16 protein-coding genes are annotated in these 16,958 nt (G+C 60.0%); 7 read left to right on the forward strand and 9 right to left on the reverse strand.

All coding sequences use genetic code 11. From position 1 onward, the window contains the following. Window positions 1–434: 434 nt before the first annotated feature. Window positions 435–2,486 (reverse strand): putative bifunctional diguanylate cyclase/phosphodiesterase, encoded by a 2,052-nt coding sequence (locus PMI28_RS16660; protein ID WP_007986061.1) that lies wholly within the window; start codon window positions 2,484–2,486, stop codon window positions 435–437. 786 nt (window positions 2,487–3,272) lie between these two features. On the opposite strand from PMI28_RS16660, the gene PMI28_RS16655 reads away from it, so the two are divergent. Next, the gene (locus tag PMI28_RS16655; protein ID WP_007986063.1) at window positions 3,273–3,539 is read left to right on the forward strand and encodes a DUF6124 family protein; all 267 of its coding nucleotides are present in this window, start codon (window positions 3,273–3,275) and stop codon (window positions 3,537–3,539) included. Between the two features lie 213 nt (window positions 3,540–3,752). On the opposite strand, the gene PMI28_RS16650 is transcribed toward PMI28_RS16655, so the two are convergent. The 3 genes from PMI28_RS16650 to PMI28_RS16640 form a co-directional block, all read right to left on the reverse strand. Next, complete coding sequence (locus PMI28_RS16650) at window positions 3,753–4,349, reverse strand: superoxide dismutase (RefSeq protein WP_007986065.1); 597 nt, start codon at window positions 4,347–4,349, stop codon at window positions 3,753–3,755. A 164-nt stretch (window positions 4,350–4,513) separates the two neighbouring features. Next, window positions 4,514–5,116 (reverse strand): LysE/ArgO family amino acid transporter, encoded by a 603-nt coding sequence (locus PMI28_RS16645; RefSeq protein ID WP_007986066.1) that lies wholly within the window; start codon window positions 5,114–5,116, stop codon window positions 4,514–4,516. 6 nt (window positions 5,117–5,122) lie between these two features. Continuing rightward, entirely contained in the window at window positions 5,123–5,524 is a 402-nt protein-coding gene (locus PMI28_RS16640) for an ACT domain-containing protein (RefSeq protein ID WP_007986068.1), read from the reverse strand. A gap of 96 nt (window positions 5,525–5,620) precedes the next feature. Between PMI28_RS16640 and PMI28_RS16635 the strand changes: the two genes are divergently transcribed. From PMI28_RS16635 to PMI28_RS16625, 3 genes are all read left to right on the forward strand, one after another. Continuing rightward, window positions 5,621–6,520 (forward strand): LysR family transcriptional regulator ArgP, encoded by a 900-nt coding sequence (locus PMI28_RS16635; protein WP_007986070.1) that lies wholly within the window; start codon window positions 5,621–5,623, stop codon window positions 6,518–6,520. Between the two features lie 96 nt (window positions 6,521–6,616). After that, the gene (locus tag PMI28_RS16630; protein ID WP_007986073.1) at window positions 6,617–7,609 is read left to right on the forward strand and encodes an NAD-dependent epimerase/dehydratase family protein; all 993 of its coding nucleotides are present in this window, start codon (window positions 6,617–6,619) and stop codon (window positions 7,607–7,609) included. Window positions 7,610–7,726: 117 nt separating this feature from the next. Further along, window positions 7,727–8,599: a hypothetical protein gene (locus PMI28_RS16625; protein ID WP_007986074.1), complete on the forward strand. Its 873-nt coding sequence runs from the start codon at window positions 7,727–7,729 to the stop codon at window positions 8,597–8,599. 190 nt (window positions 8,600–8,789) lie between these two features. Here PMI28_RS16625 and PMI28_RS16620 read toward each other — a convergent pair whose 3' ends face one another. Further along, window positions 8,790–10,307 (reverse strand): MDR family MFS transporter, encoded by a 1,518-nt coding sequence (locus PMI28_RS16620; RefSeq protein WP_007986077.1) that lies wholly within the window; start codon window positions 10,305–10,307, stop codon window positions 8,790–8,792. Window positions 10,308–10,385: 78 nt separating this feature from the next. After that, window positions 10,386–11,570, reverse strand: coding sequence for a 4-hydroxybenzoate 3-monooxygenase (gene pobA, locus PMI28_RS16615; protein WP_177318966.1), 1,185 nt, complete (start codon window positions 11,568–11,570; stop codon window positions 10,386–10,388). Between the two features lie 190 nt (window positions 11,571–11,760). On the opposite strand from pobA, the gene PMI28_RS16610 reads away from it, so the two are divergent. Then, the gene (locus PMI28_RS16610) at window positions 11,761–12,657 is read left to right on the forward strand and encodes a helix-turn-helix domain-containing protein (RefSeq protein WP_007986082.1); all 897 of its coding nucleotides are present in this window, start codon (window positions 11,761–11,763) and stop codon (window positions 12,655–12,657) included. A gap of 9 nt (window positions 12,658–12,666) precedes the next feature. Here PMI28_RS16610 and PMI28_RS30760 read toward each other — a convergent pair whose 3' ends face one another. Next, window positions 12,667–12,843 (reverse strand): hypothetical protein, encoded by a 177-nt coding sequence (locus PMI28_RS30760; protein ID WP_007986083.1) that lies wholly within the window; start codon window positions 12,841–12,843, stop codon window positions 12,667–12,669. A 206-nt stretch (window positions 12,844–13,049) separates the two neighbouring features. Continuing rightward, a complete protein-coding gene (locus PMI28_RS16605) occupies window positions 13,050–13,955 on the reverse strand; it encodes a LysR family transcriptional regulator (protein ID WP_202949525.1) in 906 nt (301 codons plus the stop codon). A 224-nt stretch (window positions 13,956–14,179) separates the two neighbouring features. On the opposite strand from PMI28_RS16605, the gene PMI28_RS16600 reads away from it, so the two are divergent. Both PMI28_RS16600 and PMI28_RS16595 read left to right on the forward strand, forming a co-directional pair. Beyond that, window positions 14,180–15,064: an MBL fold metallo-hydrolase gene (locus PMI28_RS16600; RefSeq protein ID WP_007986087.1), complete on the forward strand. Its 885-nt coding sequence runs from the start codon at window positions 14,180–14,182 to the stop codon at window positions 15,062–15,064. A 189-nt stretch (window positions 15,065–15,253) separates the two neighbouring features. Beyond that, window positions 15,254–15,868 carry an NAD(P)-dependent oxidoreductase gene (locus tag PMI28_RS16595; protein WP_007986089.1) on the forward strand — a complete coding sequence of 205 codons (615 nt, stop codon included), beginning with the start codon at window positions 15,254–15,256 and terminating at the stop codon, window positions 15,866–15,868. Between the two features lie 115 nt (window positions 15,869–15,983). Here PMI28_RS16595 and PMI28_RS16590 read toward each other — a convergent pair whose 3' ends face one another. Further along, complete coding sequence (locus PMI28_RS16590; RefSeq protein WP_007986091.1) at window positions 15,984–16,865, reverse strand: LysR substrate-binding domain-containing protein; 882 nt, start codon at window positions 16,863–16,865, stop codon at window positions 15,984–15,986. Window positions 16,866–16,958 lie beyond the last annotated feature (93 nt).

Consider the following 16,958-nt stretch of genomic DNA (forward strand, 5'->3'; position numbering starts at 1 on the left):
CGGCTGGAGCCGCCGCAATGCTGGCAGCTGGCGCAGGCGCGGCAGCTTTTTCTTGGTCTTTACCATCGCCGCAACCGGCGAGGGAAATAGCGATGGCCAACAGACTGGCGGTAGCCAGAGGCATACGAATCATGGCGAACATCCTGCTTCGATAAGGGGTGGAGTCGTGCTATGCACACGCAAAACTGCGACATAATGCAAATCTTTCGCATTATGTGTAAAGGGTTGTACCTGGAAATATTTCTTATTCAGCGGGTGGTTTGCGGCAAATCAAAAGATCGCAGCCTTGTAGCAGCTGGCGAAGCCTGCGTTCGGCGGCGCAGCCGTCGTAAACCCTGACGACGCAGTTCGCCTGACACACCGAGGTGCCTGATCTCACGACGGCTGCGCCGCCGAACGCAGGCTTCGCCAGCTGCTACAAAGGCTGCGTTGTTTCAGAGAATGGCCGCGTTACTGCGTTGGGCCTGCTTGAGGTAAAGGCCCAGCTCCCGTGCCGGCAACGGCTTGCTGTAGTGATAGCCCTGACCTTCGTGGCAGCCTTCGGAAATGATATAGGCCTCCTGCTCGGCGGTTTCCACGCCTTCGGCAATCACTTGCATGCCCAGGCTCTTGCCCAGCTGGATGATGGCGCGAACGATGGTCGCATCGTCGTCGTCATCGAGCAGGTCCTGGACGAAACTCTTGTCGATCTTGATCTTGTCCAGCGGCAGGCTCTTGAGATAGCTCAAGGACGAATAGCCGGTTCCGAAATCGTCGATGGCGATCAGCGCGCCGGAGCGGCGCAGGCTGAGCAAGTGCTGGGCCGCGGTGCTGATGTCTTCCATCAGGCCGGTTTCGGTGACTTCCAGCTCCAGGCTGCGTGGTGGCAGGCGGTACATCTGCAGCAGATTGTTGACCACCCGTGGCAGTTCGGCGTGGTGCAATTGAACCGTGGACAGGTTCACCGCCATGCGCAGCTCGGTAAAACCCTGGTCATGCCACTCGCGTAATTGTTTGCAGGCCTGGTCCAGCACCCACTCGCCGATGGCAATGATGGTGCCGTTCTGTTCGGCCAGCGGGATGAACAGGTCCGGTGGCACCATGCCGTGCTCGGGGTGTTGCCAGCGAATCAGGGCTTCGACGCCCACCACGCGATTGTCGCGATAGCTGATCTGCGGCTGGTAGACGAGGTAGAACTGATTGCGGACCAGCGCATCGCGCAGGTCTTTTTCCAGTTCGCGGCGGCGGCGCATTTCGGTGTCGACGCTGGCGATATAGAACTGATAGCGGTTGCGCGAACGGGTCTTGGCCAGCGTCATGGTCTGCTCGGCCTTTTGCAGCAATTTCTCCGTGCTGTCACCGTCCTCGGGGAACAGGGTGATGCCGATGGTGGCGCGCAGGCGGATCTCCTGATGGTCGAGGGCAAACGCCGCTTCCAGGTCATCGAGAATGCTTTGCGCCAGCTCGGCGGCTTCGTAGGGCTGCTCGATATCGGCCTGGACCAGGGCGAACTGGTCGCCACCGAGACGGGCGAGGGCGCCCAGGCGACCGCTATGGCCGCGCAGGCGATCGGCCAGGGCCAGCAGCAACTGGTCGCCGGTCTGGTAGCTGAACTGCTCGTTGATGCCCTTGAAGTCATCGAGGCCGACACACAACACCGCGACCCGGCGCTGCAACTTGCCGGCGTCGATGAGAATCTTGTCCAGTTGCTGCTGCAATTGCTGGCGGTTCGGCAGCCCCGTCAGGAAGTCGTACTGGGACATGCGCAACAGGCTGTTTTCCGCTTCGTGGCGCAGGTGGGTATTGCGTTCGATGGATTCGAGCAACTGGTTGGCGGTGTTGATCCAGATGCCCAGTTCATTTTTCTCGTGACCCTTGAGCAGCGGAATCTTGTGCTCGCTGGGACGATCCGGATTGATCTCCGTGAGGTGCTCGATGATCCGCGACAGCGGCTTGGTCAGCAGCCAGTGATAGACCAGATACAACACCAGCCCCATGGCGAGCGCGCGCAGTACGCCGGAAATGAAGATGATCACCGAACTGACGATGAACCCCTGGCCGTAGGTGGCGGTATCGAGGGTGATGCTCAGGTCGCCGTAATACTCGCTGTACGGCCCGCGACCGACGAGTTGGGTGGTGAAGGTGCGTTCCTTGCCAAGAATCAGGTCGGTCAGCCAGCGGCTGTGGGAGTGCTGTAGCTCGCGGGTTTTTTGCGCGAGCATGGCTTCGTTGGGATGGCCAATGGAAGCCTGGCGCACGGCGGCGTCCTGAAACAGGCCTTCGATCACCTGCATGCCCATTTCCCGGTCCAGGCTGTAGACGGCCTGGGTCGAGGGGTCGCGAAACATGTCGAGGATGCGATCGGCATCGCTGGCGACGGCCTGGCGTGTTTTATAGGCATCGAACACGATCTGTGCGCAGCTCAAGACCACGCCGACGATCAATGCCGACAGGAGCACGACCCGGAGCAACTTCACCGACAAGCTGTTCTTGAGTTCCAGCTTCAAAGGGTTATTCCTTGTTCCGTGCGGGTGGCATCAAGTTGCCATGAGTATTGGCAATCCCGTGATGGCAGTCAAAGGGACAATCATCCTTGAGGGATTTTGCCTTTAGCTTGGCCAATTTGCAGTTGTCTTGACGAGTTAGCCTATTAGCACTGTGTCGGTTGTCGAGTCCTTCAACTTGAGGGGCGGGGGTGGAGATATTTTCCTTTTGTTTGATGTTAGTCGTCCGGGGCGTTGGGGCAAGGGGGGCAAGACTTGTTTCATCGTTAGAAATTGTTCTGGGTTGCTCGCTCAGGCGGCCTGCCAGCCGACCTGAATCTGGCGGATGTACCTCGACCCTGTGGGAGCGGGCTTGCTCGCGAAGGCGGCCTGCCAGCCGACCAATCTCCCACGCCTCTAAGCTGATCGCTCCCATGCTCCCGCGTGGGAGTGCTGCCAGGGACGCCCCGCGTTACGTTTTTGCGAGATGGCGCGGTGTAGGAAAGCGCCAGAAGTTTCCCACGCAGTTTTCAGGTTGTCCGTCGGAAGCGGACTCAATAGCCTCTGACTGTCGCTGAAAACTCAGCGATCGGGTGTGAGAACCCGGCTACTTATGGTCATCCAGAGCCTGTGCACGCATAATCGCCGCCAGCTATTCCGCTGTCTGTAAATGCGTCATGGCAGCTGTGTGCGGGCAGACTTAGGTCTGGCCCGGGTGTCCATACCGGTTTCTCACCTCGCACATAGCTGCCACCTCTTCACCGCGTGAGAAACGGCAAGTGGTGGCCACAGCGTTAGAGGAATGGTTTTATGGACAAATTAATCCCCGATCCCCCCAGCAGCACCACCAAACCCTACAGCCCCCGCACCATGTTCATGATCGTCCCCGACATGGACACTGAAAGCCTTCTTGCCCACGCCTGTGAATCACTGGCTTCAGCCAACGTCATGGCGAGTGATTTCGCCACCTTCCTGACCGGCCCTCAGCGCAACACGGCGTTGGCCATTGCGCAGATCATCATGCTGGCGGAACTGGCGGTGAATCGTGCGTTGGATAACGTCGATCCGCAGGGATAGGTATTCAGTCGGGTTGACCGCGTCATCGTTCTTCGCGAGCAAGCCCGCTCCCACACTGGATCGTGCCGTATACAGATCTAATGTGGGAGCGGGCTTGCTCGCGAAGACGGCCGGATAATCGACACGTTTTTCATTGATGTGGCCACTTTTCGGACTTTCCCGAGCTCATAAAAAAACCCGGCATAAGCCGGGTTTTCTTGACTGGCGTCGAGCTTAAGCGGTGAAGGTTTTGCCTTCGAACTGCTCAGCCACGAATTTCCAGTTGACCAGGTTCCAGAACGCTTCGACGTACTTCGGACGCAGGTTGCGGTAGTCGATGTAGTAAGCGTGTTCCCAGACGTCGCAGGTCAGCAGCGGGGTGTCGCCGTTGGTCAGCGGGTTGCCGGCGCCGATGGTGCTGGCCAGGGCCAGGGAACCGTCAGCCTTCTTCACCAGCCAGCCCCAGCCGGAACCGAAGGTGCCGATGGAAGTCTTGCTGAACTCTTCCTTGAACTTGTCGAACGAACCGAACGCTGCGTTGATGGCTTCAGCCAGTGCGCCGGTTGGTTGACCGCCAGCGTTTGGCGCCAGGCAGTTCCAGTAGAAAGTGTGGTTCCAGACCTGAGCGGCGTTGTTGAAGATACCGCCCGAGGAAGTCTTGACGATTTCTTCCAGGGTCTTGCCTTCGAACTCGGTGCCTGGCACCAGGTTGTTCAGGTTCACGACATAGGTGTTGTGGTGCTTGTCGTGGTGGTATTCCAGGGTTTCCTTGGAAATGTGCGGCTGCAGGGCATCGTGTGCGTACGGCAGCGGCGGCAATTCGAAAGCCATGATGATTCTCCTAATCAGGTCAGTTGCGGTGAGCGCAAGGCCGATCACGGGCGGCCAGACAAGCGCCGGGGAGTTTGTACTCTTTGCGGCGCAGGGAGTCGGATCATAGCACCGGGGGGACGGCATAACCACGCAACAACTGTGTGGAATAGAGGTTCCGCGAATCAGATGGCTGCGATTAACTGCAGCGCTACGGCAAACATCATCACTGCCACCAACAGATCGAGAATTCGCCAGGTACTGGGGCGGGCGAGCCACGGTGCCAGCCATGCCGCACCGAGCGCCAGGGTGAAGAACCACAGAAGCGAGGCACTGGCCGCGCCCACCACATAAGCGCCGGGCTCGGTTTGTTGTGCGCCGAGGGAGCCGATCAGCAAAACGGTGTCCAGATAGACGTGCGGGTTGAGCAAAGTCACCGCCAGCGCGCTGAGCATGACCGCCCGCAGCGAGCGTACGGTCTGGTTTTCGCCCTCTTGCAGGCTCTGTGTCGAAAAGGCCCGACGCAGCGCCTGGCTGCCATACCACAACAGAAACGCTGCACCGCCCCAACGGGCTATGGCCAGCAATGTCGGGTTCTGTGCCAACACCGTCGCCAGGCCAAACACTCCGGCGGCCACCAACAAGGCATCGCAGGCCACGCACAGCGCCGCCACCGGCAGGTGATGCTCACGCCGCAGGCTTTGCGCCAGGACAAACGCATTCTGGGTTCCGATCGCCATGATCAGGCCGAAGGCCACGAGCAGCCCGTTGACATAACTTTGCCACATGATTTTTTACTCCGCGTTGGCTGCCAGATCCCGCAGCACTTGCAGGGCACGGTCGGCGTCGGCCTGGCCGACAAACAAATGGTCGTGGTAGTAGCCGGCAATCACGTTGCAGCTGATGGCAGCCTGGCCGAGTGCCGTGGCGAACGCGGCGGTCAGGCCGACCGCTTCGAGGGCCGAATGCACGTTCAAGGTGATCCAGGCGGCGACGTAGTCGAAGCTGAATCCGGCCTTTTCGGCCTGGGAGCGTTCGAGAATAACGGTCAGGCCTTCCTGTTCGCGGAAGCTGCCGACAATCTCCAGATCCGTGGGCAACCTGCCGTCGCGCAGGGTGCAGAACACGTATTCGCCGGCGTTGAGTTGCGGGCTCATGCTGCGCAGCAGTGTTGCCAATGAAGTTTCGCCAGCCATGTGGGTGATCCTTGTTCAAGAGTTCTTGCTGGTCATTGTCGTTGTGAAGGCTGTATAAGAAAAACCAATCTTGCTGATCGCTCATTAGGAAAACTGATGTTCGACTATAAATTGCTTTCTGCCCTCGCGGCCGTGGTTGAACAGGCCGGTTTTGAGCGGGCAGCCCAGGTGCTGGGCCTGTCGCAATCGGCGATTTCCCAGCGCATCAAGCTGCTGGAAGCGCGGGTTGGTCAGCCGGTGCTGGTACGGGCCACGCCGCCAACGCCGACGGAAATCGGTAGGCGGCTGCTCAACCACGTGCAGCAGGTGCGCTTGCTTGAACGGGATTTGCAAAGCCTGGTGCCGGCGCTGGATGAAGAGGGCCTGCCCGAACGCCTGCGGATCGCCCTCAACGCCGACAGCCTGGCCACGTGGTGGGCGCAGGCCGTGGGGGCGTTTTGTGCGGAACAACATCTGTTGATGGATCTGGTGGTCGAAGACCAGACCGTCGGCCTCAAGCGCATGCGCGCCGGTGAAGTGGCGGCCTGCGTCTGTGCCAGCGAGCGCCCGGTGGCGGGGGCGCGCAGCGTGTTGCTGGGGGCCATGCGTTACCGTGCGCTGGCCAGCCCGGCCTTTATCGCCCGGCATTTTCCGCAAGGCGTACGCGCCGATCAGTTGGCCCGTACCCCGGCGCTGGTGTTTGGCCCGGACGATTTCCTGCAGCATCGCTATCTTGCGTCCCTCGGCGTCGAGGGTGGTTTCGAACACCATTTATGCCCGTCCTCCGAAGGTTTCATTCGGCTGACGGAAGCCGGGCTCGGCTGGGGCCTGGTCCCGGAACTGCAGGTGCGTGAGCAACTGGAAAGGGGCGTATTGCAGGAGTTGCTGCCAGATAAGCCGATCGATGTGCCGCTGTACTGGCATCATTGGCGTAATGGCGGCCAGTTGCTGGGTCTGCTCACCGATCAATTGGTACGCGTATCAAAGCAATGGCTGGTGCCCTTGGAGCAGCAGTAAGCGTCAAGCTGCATGCCGCAAGTGAAGCGCTTGCGCACTCGATTTAACTTGCAGCTCGTAGCTTTAAGCTTGTAGCTGCATCTGTAGGAGCAATTCATGAAGATTCTGGTTACCGGCGCAAGCGGCTTCATCGGCGGGCGCTTTGCGCGTTTTGCCCTGGAGCAGGGCCTGGACGTGCGGGTCAACGGTCGCCGGGCCGAGAGTGTGGAGCATCTGGTACGCCGCGGAGCCGAGTTCATCCAGGGTGACTTGAGCGACCCGGAACTGGCGCGTGAACTGTGTTCGGGCGTCGAGGCCGTGGTGCATTGCGCCGGTGCCGTCGGTTTGTGGGGACGTTATCAGGACTTCCATCAAGGCAACGTCCAGGTCACCGAGAACGTGGTCGAAGCGTGCCTGAAGCAACGGGTTCGGCGGCTGGTGCATTTGTCGTCGCCGTCGATCTACTTCGATGGTCGCGATCACCTGGGCCTGACCGAAGAGCAGGTGCCCAAGCGCTTCAAGCACCCTTACGCCGCCACCAAGTACCTGGCCGAGCAAAAAGTCTTCGGTGCCCAGGAGTTCGGCCTCGAAACCCTGGCCCTGCGCCCGCGTTTCGTCACCGGGGCCGGCGACATGAGCATCTTCCCGCGCCTGTTGAACATGCAGCGCAAGGGGCGCCTGGCAATCATCGGCAATGGCCTGAACAAAGTTGACTTCACCAGCGTGCAAAACCTTAACGAGGCGTTGCTCAGCAGTTTGCTGGCCAGCGGTTCTGCGCTGGGCAAGGCTTACAACATCAGCAACGGCACGCCGATTCCGTTGTGGGATGTGGTCAATTACGTCATGCGCAACATGGAAGTCCCACAGGTAACCCGCTACCGTTCCTACGGCTTGGCCTACAGCGTGGCGGCGCTCAACGAGGGGGTGTGCAAGATGTGGCCGGGGCGACCCGAACCGACGCTGTCGCGTCTGGGCATGCAGGTCATGAACAAAAATTTCACCCTGGACATCAGCCGCGCCCGGCATTATCTGGATTACGATCCCAAGGTCAGCCTCTGGACGGCGCTCGATGAGTTCTGTGGCTGGTGGAAGGCCCAGGCTAATCGGTGACGCTCGAACAACGACCCCTGACTGAACCGGAAACGGGGCTTCGGGGTCAATGGTTACGGCTGTGGGGTTTATACTGCGCGGCATAAAGCCATTATGTGATTCACTAAGGTTGACTCAATGTCCATGCGAAACGATGCCAACGACGACTTCGACGATGTACCGAGCCTGCGTGCGGACGTTCTCGACGACGACTTTCCGCCCACTGCCCGCACGGTCGTGCATTCGCGCCCGGCGCCGGTGGTGAAGGTCAAGGCGGCGAGCACCGGCCCCCTTTGGGCGTTGGTCGGGGCGCTGGTCATTGCGTTCGCGGTCCTGGCCTGGTGGAGCTTTCAGCAGATTTCCCTGATGGAACAGCAATTGGTGGCGACCCAGGAAAGTTTCGCGCGAATCAGTGAGGAGGCGGCGGGGCGCTTGCAGGATATTTCCGGAAAAGTTGTCGCCAGTCAGACCAACGTCACCACCGACAGCGAGGCCTTGAAGCTGCAAATCCGCCAGCTGGAAAACAAACTCCAGGACCAGAGCGCCCAGCAGCAAGGTGTTGCCGGCCAGGCCTCGGACCTGGACAAGCGCCTGGCACAAATGACCGCGCAAACCACCGAACTGGACAAACGCCTGGCGCAGCTGGCTGCCCGGGACACTGAACATCAGGCAGCCAATACGCAGTTGCAGGCCCAGGTCAAAACCTTGAGCGGTGAATTGGCCGCCCTGAAAAGTGCCCCGTCCGACGCGGAAAAACTCGATGCACAGTTGAAAAGCCTGGGCGCCGATATCGTCGCGCTGAAGAAGCAAGGCAACCCGGGCGCGGCCATTGAGCGTCTCGAGCAAGACATGATCGTGCTCAAGAGCCAGCAGGACAACCGTCCGGCCGCCGCACAGGGCTCGACCAACACCGCCGAGTTCGATGCATTCCGCAGCCAGGTCACCCGCAACATCAACACCCTTCAAGCGCAGATCCAGAACCTGCAGCAGCAACTGCGCGCCCGGCAGTAATACGAGCACTTGTGGCGAGGGAGCTTGCTCCCGCTCGGCTGCGCAGCAGTCGTAAGTCGGGCACCGCGGTTTACCTGTGCAACCGCGGCGAATGGATGGGGGGCGGCTGCGCCACCCAGCGGGAGCAAGCTCCCTCGCCACACAAGGCCATATCGCGGGCTTGCTCGCGAATACAGGCAACGCGGTCTACCTATCGAACCTTGTCCTCGCGCCCGCGCAACAACATGTTCGGCATGGCAATCGCTGCCGCCAGCCCCAGCAACGACACCACCGCACTGACCGTCAGCAAGTGCCGGAACGTCAGCAACAACTCGGCGCGCAAGGCGTTCTGCGCGTCGCCCGGTGCGGCGTTCAAGCCGTCCAGCAACACATTCCCTGAACTGCCCTCGACGATCAGCGACGAGCCGGCCAGGTGCGCGAAGCTTGAATCCTGCAACAGCGCCAGCAGCAGCGCCGACATCAATGCGACACCGACCGCACCACCCAACGAACGGAACAGATTGGTGGTGCTGGTGGCCACGCCGATGTCCCGCTGTTCCACCGAATTCTGCGTGCCCACCAAGGATGTCGGGAACTGCATGCCCGAGGAAATCCCGCAGAGCAACATGAACAGGCTGCTCACGACGAATGCCTGCGGAGGGCTGAACGCCATGCCAAGAATCGCAATGGGCATCATTGCGGCACCGGTGAGGATCATCGGTTTGTAGCGTCCGGTCACGGAGGTGCGGCGGCCAGCGAAATACGCGCCAATCGGCAAACCCATGGCCAGCGGCAGCAGGTGCAGGGCGGCGCTGTCGGCACCGGCGCCGGTCACGCTCTGGAAGCGCAAAGGCATCAATACAATCAGCGAGATGGCCTGGAAACTGGTGAAGAAAATCGTGCACCAGCACAGGATCGCATTGCGGTTGGCGAACAGATGCATAGGCAGCAACGGCTCCCGTGCCCGCCGCTCGTGGGCGACGAACAGCCCCAGCACGAGTACCGCACAAACGAGCAGTGCCAGCACTTCGGCACTACGCCACGAATGGCCCTGACCGATCTGCGTGATACCCAGCAACAACGCCGTCAGCCCGATGATCATCAGCACGGTGCCCAGATAATCGATGATCGGTTTGCGTTGCGGAATCGGCAGCCCCACCAGGGTGCGACAGGCCACCAGCCAGGCACCCAGGCCCAGCGGCAGGTTGATCAAAAATACCCAGCGCCACGACAGGTATTCGGTCATGTAGCCGCCGAGCACCGGGCCGGCCACGCTGGCCACCGCGTACATGCTGCTGAAATAGCCCTGATAACGACCGCGTTCGCGCGGTGGCACGATGTCACCGATGATCGCCTGGCTGACCGAGATCATCCCGCCGGCCCCGATGCCCTGGAGGATCCGCGCCAGAACCAATTGCTCCATGCTCTGGGCCATGCCGCAGAACACCGACGCCAGGGTGAACAGGCCCATGCCGAACAGCATCAGTTTGCGCCGTCCGTACAAGTCGCCCAGTTTGCCGTAGATCGGCACCGCCACGGTCATGGCCACCATATAGCCGGAAATCACCCAGGCCAGCAGGCTGACGTCCTTGAATTGCGCGGAGATGGCCGGCATCGAGACGGCGACGATGGTCTGGTCCAGTGCCCCGAGAAAGATCGCCAGCATCAGGGCGATCAGCACGCTGCGAATGGCCGGTTTGGGCGTTTCAGGCTGATGGAGATTGGTCACGGGAAAACCTGTGGGCAGTAATTGACCCGCAAGCAGCAAGGCGAGCGGTAGTGCTCGCCAGTGTAAGTCGGTAGGAAGCTATTCGATAGCCTCGTAAGGAAGCCCGACATAGTTTTCTGCAATGGTTTTGCGACCCGCTTCGGAACCGACAAAATACTCCAGCTCCGATTCGGCAATGCGCTGGCTGAACGCATCGTGCTCCTCGAATCGGTGCAGCATCGAGGTCATCCACCAGGAGAACCGCTCGGCCTTCCACACCCGGCGCAGGCAGATTTCCGAGTATTTCTCGAGTAAATCAAGGCGATCTTCGCGGTAAACCTTGAACAGGATGTTGAACAGCGTACTCACATCACTGGCCGCCAGGTTCAGGCCCTTGGCGCCGGTGGGCGGGACGATGTGTGCGGCATCGCCGACCAGGAACAGACGGCCGTACTGCATGGGTTCGACCACGAAGCTGCGCAGCGGCGCGATGCTTTTTTCGATGGACGGGCCGGTGACCAGTTTGTCCGCCAGCACTTGCGGCAATCGCGACTTGAGTTCGTCCCAGAAGCGTTGATCCGACCAGTTATCGACATGATCGCTGGAGGGCACTTGCAGGTAATAACGGGTGCGTGTCGGCGAGCGCATGCTGCACAGGGCAAAACCGCGCTCATGGCGGGCGTAGACCAGTTCATCGTGGACCGGCGGGGTATCAGCCAGAATCCCGAGCCAGCCGAAGGGATAGATCCGTTCGAAGATTTTCAGGCTTTCGGCGGGAATCGATTGCCGCGCCACGCCATGGAAGCCGTCGCAACCGGCGATGTAGTCGCAATCGAGTCGCCAGGTTTCGCCGTCCTTCTCAAAAGTGACAAACGCTTCATCGGTTTTCAGACCGTGGGGGACGACGTTGTCGGCTTGATAAATCGTCTGTGCGCCGGCCTCCCGACGAGCGGCCATCAGGTCGCGGGTGACCTCGGTCTGACCATAGATCATCACCGTTTTGCCACCCGTCAGGGCGTGTAGATCGATGTTTACCCGGCGCCCGTCGAGAGCCAGCTCGAAACCGCCATGGACCAGTCCCTCGGCGTCCATGCGCTGACTCACACCGGCCTGACGCAATAGCTCTACCATGCCTTGTTCAAGCACGCCGGCGCGGATTCGGCCGAGTACATAGTCCGGGGTCTGACGTTCTAGAATGAGGGTGTCGATGCCGGCGTTGTGCAGCAATTGGCCGAGCAACAAGCCTGAAGGGCCGGCACCAATGATGGCGACCTGGGTTTTCAGTGTTTTCATTGTTTTTATGACTCGCAAGCTTCACGCGACCAGGGCCGGTGAATGATTTTTATGGATCGAGTGCTTGCATTTTTCCCTTGCGGGTCTGTCAATTGAAGGTGAAAACTGAGCGGATAGCTGTACATTCTGCCAATCGGTGCGATTATCGCCCGTCATCTATTCCGAGGCCTGGATTGAAGTGATGAACAAGCCTGACCTGCCTTCGATTCCGGTGTTCAAGCTCTACGGTGAAAGCCTGGATTGGCCGACCCCGGACTTGCTGCACTGTGAAACCATTTCCAAACGCAGTCGCGAACATCATTGGGAAATCAAACCCCACCGCCACGCGGATTTATGCCAGTTGCTCTTCGTATTCAAAGGTCAGGCAGAGCTTGAAATCGAAGGCAAACGTACGCAACTGGTTGAACCGGCGATCCAGATCCTGCCACCGTTGTCGGTGCACGGCTTTCGCTTTTCCGAGGACGTGGAAGGGTTTGTCGTGACCCTGGCCGCGCCGCTGATTGCCCACTTGCAGATGCAGTTGGGGCAATCGGTCAATGCCCTGGCCCAGGCCGAAAGTTACCCGGCAGCCAAGGATGCCGAGTACCTCAACAGCCTGTTCAGTGCCTTGCAGAGCGAATACACCAGCCATCAACCGGCGCGGGAAATGCTCATGCATTCGCTGGTCAGTGTGATCGTGGTGTGGGTCAGCCGCCAGGTGATCCAGCGTCGCACCGCCATGGCGCGACCGCAGCGGGCCCGGGAATACCTCAACGGCTTTATTCAACTGGTGGAAGAGACCTATCGCCAGCACGTCAAGGTCGAGGACCTGGCGCACCGGCTGGGGATTTCCGTGTCCCACCTCAACGGCACCTGTCGTGAGCTGGCGGGGCAACCGGCGTTGCAGATCATGCACGAACGGCAATTGCTGGAGGCCAAGCGCTTGCTGACCTACACCAGCATGACCATTTATGAAATGTCCGACGTGTTGGGGTTTTCCGATCCGACCAACTTCACGCGCCTGTTCCGACGTCGCGTGGGGATTTCGCCCAAGGCGTTCCGCGACCGCTTGAAGGCCGATCAGGACAACGAAGCCTGACCCCCTTCGTTACCGGAGGGCGTTGAGGGTCGCGTTGTGAGGGATGCAGCGCTCGAAGTTGCAGCTCGCGTATTCACGGGGCAGGTTGCGCAGTTGCTCGACGCGCCAGGCGGCAGCGCCATACAACCCGAGCGTGACCGCGCAGGTGATGAAGATCGCGAGGTATCTTCTTGTTCTGATGTTCATGGCGTTGACCTCTGAACGAATACCTTTCGGTATTACTTTGAGCATAGGTCAGCGCCGGTGGGTTGCCAGCAATAGCGCGGTATTCAGAGCACTGATGCCCCCATGTGGGAGCGGGCTTGCCCGCGAAAGCGGTATTTCATGCGCAAAATTTGCGTCGGATGTACCGACCTCTTCGCGAGCAAGCCCGCTCCCACATTTTGATCGGGTTACAGGCCGATATCCCATGCCGGTTCTTGCGGAAATCTCTCCACCAGAAAATCCAGCAGGCTGCGCAATGCGGCCGGCATGTGCTTGCGCGAGGCATACACCGCGTACACGTTCATTTGCCGGGGTTCGGCCGCCGGCAGCAGGCGAATCAACTCACCGCTGTGAATGTGCACGCCGGCCTGGTACGTGGGCAGCATCGCCACGCCGGCGCCGGCAATCGTTGCGCGTAACAGCGTGCTGGCCTCGTTGGCGCTGATGTTGCCCTGCACCGGTACTGAAACCTGTTCGCCATCCTGCTCGAAATGCCAGAGGCTTTTGCCGAAGTAGGAATGGGTCAGGCAGTTGTGCAGGCTCAGATCCTCAACCCGTTGCGGCGCCGGGTGCTCGCGCAGGTAAGCGGGGGACGCGCAAATCACCGAGCGGCAAACCGTCAGGCGGCGGGCGATCAGGTTCGGGTCCAGGTCGTTGCTGGTGCGGATCGCCAGGTCGATGCGCTCATCCACCAGGTTCACGGTGCGGTCGAGCATCTGCATGTCGATGCTGACGCCGGGGTAACGTTTGACGTAAGCGGCCATGGCATCGGCCAGTTGCGCCTGGCCGAACGAAGTGCTGACGCTGATCCGCAGCAGGCCGCGCGGTGCGTCATCCGGTTCGCTGACGGCGGCTTGCATGTCGCTGGACAGGTCGAGCATTTGCCGGCAACGCGGCAGGATCTCGTTACCGGCGGCGGTCAGGCTTAATTTGCGAGTGGTGCGATGCATCAGCCGCGCGCCGACCCAGTCTTCCAGTTCCGCCAGATACCGCGACACCACCGGCCGTGACAGCTCCAGATGATCGGCAGCGGCCGACTGGCTGCCGAGGTCGACTACCGTGACGAACACGCGCATTGCTTGAAGACGATCCATGATTTGCCCGCTTTCAGAAACAAACTATGTCCAAGCATCGCATTTTTTGTACTGAGTCAGGCAACTAAGCTCTGTTCCCATGTAGGAGCGAGCTTGCTCGCAATGGTCGTTAACGATGACGCGGGTTACCGGTTATACGTGGCGTCTTCGAATCCATCGCGAGCAAGCTCGCTCCTACAAAAAACGCATTGGCCAAACAAGGCATTCGGACAACGGAGCAACAGATGATCGGTTTCACCACCCTCAAGCGCGTATTACTGGCAAGCGCCGCCCTCGGTTTCGCCGCCCATGCAACCGCCTCGACCTTGACGCTGGATGTCTACAACCCCGGCGAAAAAGCCATCTTCCCGGTGACCTCGGTGCTGGTCAGCGGCGAAAAAGAAGCGATCCTGGTAGATGCGCAATTCGGCAAGTCCCAGGCCGAACAGGTGGTGGAAAAAATCCGCGCCAGCGGCAAGCAGCTGACCACCATCTACATCAGCCACGGCGATCCGGATTACTACTTCGGCCTCGATACCCTGACGGCCGCGTTCCCCAAGGCCAGGGTCCTCGCTTCGCAGCCGACGGTTGACCACATCAAGCAAACCGTCGACGGCAAACTGGCGTTCTGGGGCCCGAAAATGGGCGCCGATGTACCGGCCAAAACCATCGTGCCGGACGTGCTCAAGGGCGACAGCCTGATGCTCGAAGGGCAGAAGTTGCAGGTGCTCGGTCTTGAGGGGCCGCAGCCGGATCGCAGCTTTGTGTGGATTCCGTCGATCAAGGCGGTGGTCGGCGGTGTCGTGGTGGCGCAAAACATCCACGTCTGGATGGCTGACACGCAAACGTCGAAGTCCCATGCCGATTGGCTGACTACGCTGCATTCCATTGAAACCCTGAAACCGCAGACCGTGGTGCCGGGCCATTACCTTGGCGACGGCAACCATGCCCTCGCCGCGGTGCAGTTCACAGCCGATTACATCAAGGCTTTCGACGAAGAAACCGCCAAGGCCAAGGATTCTTCCGCGCTGATCGCCGCGATGAAAAAGCGTTTCCCGACCGTGGGTGACGAAAGCTCCCTGGAGCTGAGCGCCAAAGTCGCCAAGGGCGAGATGAAGTGGGGTGAATGAATTTAAGGGTTAATGAGAATTCCTGTGGCGAGGGAGCTTGCTCCCGCTGGAGTGCGAAGCGCTCCCCTGCATTTTTCAGCTACATCGCATGAACCGGATTTACGACTGCTTCGCAGCCGAGCGGGAGCAAGCTCCCTCGCCACAAAAGGCTGCGCTGCTTTTCAAATTTGTCATCCACTGGAGAACGTCATGAGCAAAATCGCAATCATCGGTGCCACCGGTCGTGCCGGTAGCCAAATACTGGAAGAAGCCCTGCGTCGTGGTCACAACGTTACCGCCATTGCCCGCGACACGGCGAAAATTGGCCAGCGTGCCGGTGTGGTCAGCAAGAACGTCGACGCCCTCGATGCCGCTGCATTGCAAGCAGCCGTCAAGGGGCATGACGTGGTGATCAGCGCGGCGCATTTCGCCACGCTACCGGCCAGCGCTGTCGTCGGGCCGGTGAAAGAGGCCGGGGTAAAACGTCTGCTGGTAGTGGGTGGTGCCGGTTCGCTGTTGTTGCCCGATGGTACGCGGGTGATCGACAGCAAAGGATTTCCGCAAGCGTACAAAGCCGAAGCCAGCGCCGGTGCCGAGTTCCTGGGGAGCCTGCATCAGGAAAAGGAACTGGACTGGACCTTCCTGTCGCCGTCGGCCGAATTTGTCGAAGGCGAGCGCAGCGGAAAATTCCGCACCGGTCAGGATGATTTGCTGGTGAGCAGTGAAGGGCGCAGCTGGATTACGTTTGCCGATTATGCGATTGCGCTGCTCGACGAAGTGGAAGCGCCGAAGCATTCGCGGCAGCGCTTTACAGTCGGGTATTGATGGCGTGGCTTAAACCATTCGCGAGCAAGCCCGCTCCCACAGGTGATCAACGTCGTACACAAATACTGTGTTCACAAGAGAGCTACTGTGGGAGCGGGCTTGCTCGCGAAGCTTTTCAGCGGCTCTGCGCCTGCTCCACCAACCAGCCCATCAACTCGCGCAACTTCGGCGAAGGCCCGGGTTTTTCGGGGAATACCAGGTAATACGCCAGTCCCGTTGTCACCTTCAATTCGAATGGCATGACCAGCCGCCCGGCATTCAGGTCATCGCCGATCAGCGACCAATCGCCAATCGCCACACCCGTTCCTTGGGACGCCATCGACATCGCCAGGTCCAGTGTTTCGAAATGCTGGCCCTTGCCGACATTGGTCAAATGCACATCCGCGGCTTTCAGCCAGGCCTTCCAGTCCCGTTCGTCGCGGGTCGGGTGCAGCAACAGGTGTTGTTGCAGATCGGCCGGTATCTGCAAGGGCATGGGGCCTTCGAGCATCGGTCTGGAACACACCGGCGTGAGTTGTTCGTCGAAGAGTTTTTGCGACATCAATGAATTGTCCGGCGGTGCGCCGTACATCACCGCCGCATCGAACTGCTCGAGATGAAAATCCACGCCGTGCTTGACCGTGGTGGTCAGTTCCACCGGCACGTCCGGGCGTTCCTTTTGCCATTGCAACAGACGCGGCAGCAGCCAGCGCATGACGCAGGTCGGTGCCTTGAGCTGCAGGGTTTCGCGCTTTTCGCCGATCTGCTCAACCGCTTCGTCGATCAGGCCGAAAATCTGCTGGACCCGTGGCAGCCATTCCCGTCCCTCGGCTGTCAGGTCCAGGCCTCGGGCCTGGCGGATGAACAACTCATAACCCAGATGGTCTTCCAGCCCGGCGATCTGCCGACTCACCGCGCCCTGGGTGATGTGCAGCTGTTCGGCGGCCCGGGTGAAATTGCAGCACTGCGCGGTAATCAGAAAAGTGTGCAGCGCCGGCAGGGGAGGCAGTCGTTTCATTGGGATCCAAGGTATGACGTGAGGACATGGCTAGTATGACTTTTTATCCATTGTTGCGGCTACGTGTCGCCCGTTCCAATGAGGCCATTCCCG

The sequence above is a fragment of the Pseudomonas sp. GM48 genome, assembly GCF_000282335.1.
In the GTDB taxonomy this organism is placed as follows: domain Bacteria; phylum Pseudomonadota; class Gammaproteobacteria; order Pseudomonadales; family Pseudomonadaceae; genus Aquipseudomonas.

Coding starts and splice junctions, on each gene's coding strand:
- PMI28_RS16655 (WP_007986063.1), top strand. CDS start 3,273: ATGGACAAATTAATCCCCGATCCCCCCAGCAGCACCACCAAACCCTAC.
- PMI28_RS16650 (WP_007986065.1), bottom strand. CDS start 4,349: ATGGCTTTCGAATTGCCGCCGCTGCCGTACGCACACGATGCCCTGCAG.
- PMI28_RS16645 (WP_007986066.1), bottom strand. CDS start 5,116: ATGTGGCAAAGTTATGTCAACGGGCTGCTCGTGGCCTTCGGCCTGATC.
- PMI28_RS16640 (WP_007986068.1), bottom strand. CDS start 5,524: ATGGCTGGCGAAACTTCATTGGCAACACTGCTGCGCAGCATGAGCCCG.
- PMI28_RS16635 (WP_007986070.1), top strand. CDS start 5,621: ATGTTCGACTATAAATTGCTTTCTGCCCTCGCGGCCGTGGTTGAACAG.
- PMI28_RS16630 (WP_007986073.1), top strand. CDS start 6,617: ATGAAGATTCTGGTTACCGGCGCAAGCGGCTTCATCGGCGGGCGCTTT.
- PMI28_RS16625 (WP_007986074.1), top strand. CDS start 7,727: ATGTCCATGCGAAACGATGCCAACGACGACTTCGACGATGTACCGAGC.
- PMI28_RS16610 (WP_007986082.1), top strand. CDS start 11,761: ATGAACAAGCCTGACCTGCCTTCGATTCCGGTGTTCAAGCTCTACGGT.
- PMI28_RS30760 (WP_007986083.1), bottom strand. CDS start 12,843: ATGAACATCAGAACAAGAAGATACCTCGCGATCTTCATCACCTGCGCG.
- PMI28_RS16605 (WP_202949525.1), bottom strand. CDS start 13,955: ATGGATCGTCTTCAAGCAATGCGCGTGTTCGTCACGGTAGTCGACCTC.
- PMI28_RS16600 (WP_007986087.1), top strand. CDS start 14,180: ATGATCGGTTTCACCACCCTCAAGCGCGTATTACTGGCAAGCGCCGCC.
- PMI28_RS16595 (WP_007986089.1), top strand. CDS start 15,254: ATGAGCAAAATCGCAATCATCGGTGCCACCGGTCGTGCCGGTAGCCAA.
- PMI28_RS16590 (WP_007986091.1), bottom strand. CDS start 16,865: ATGAAACGACTGCCTCCCCTGCCGGCGCTGCACACTTTTCTGATTACC.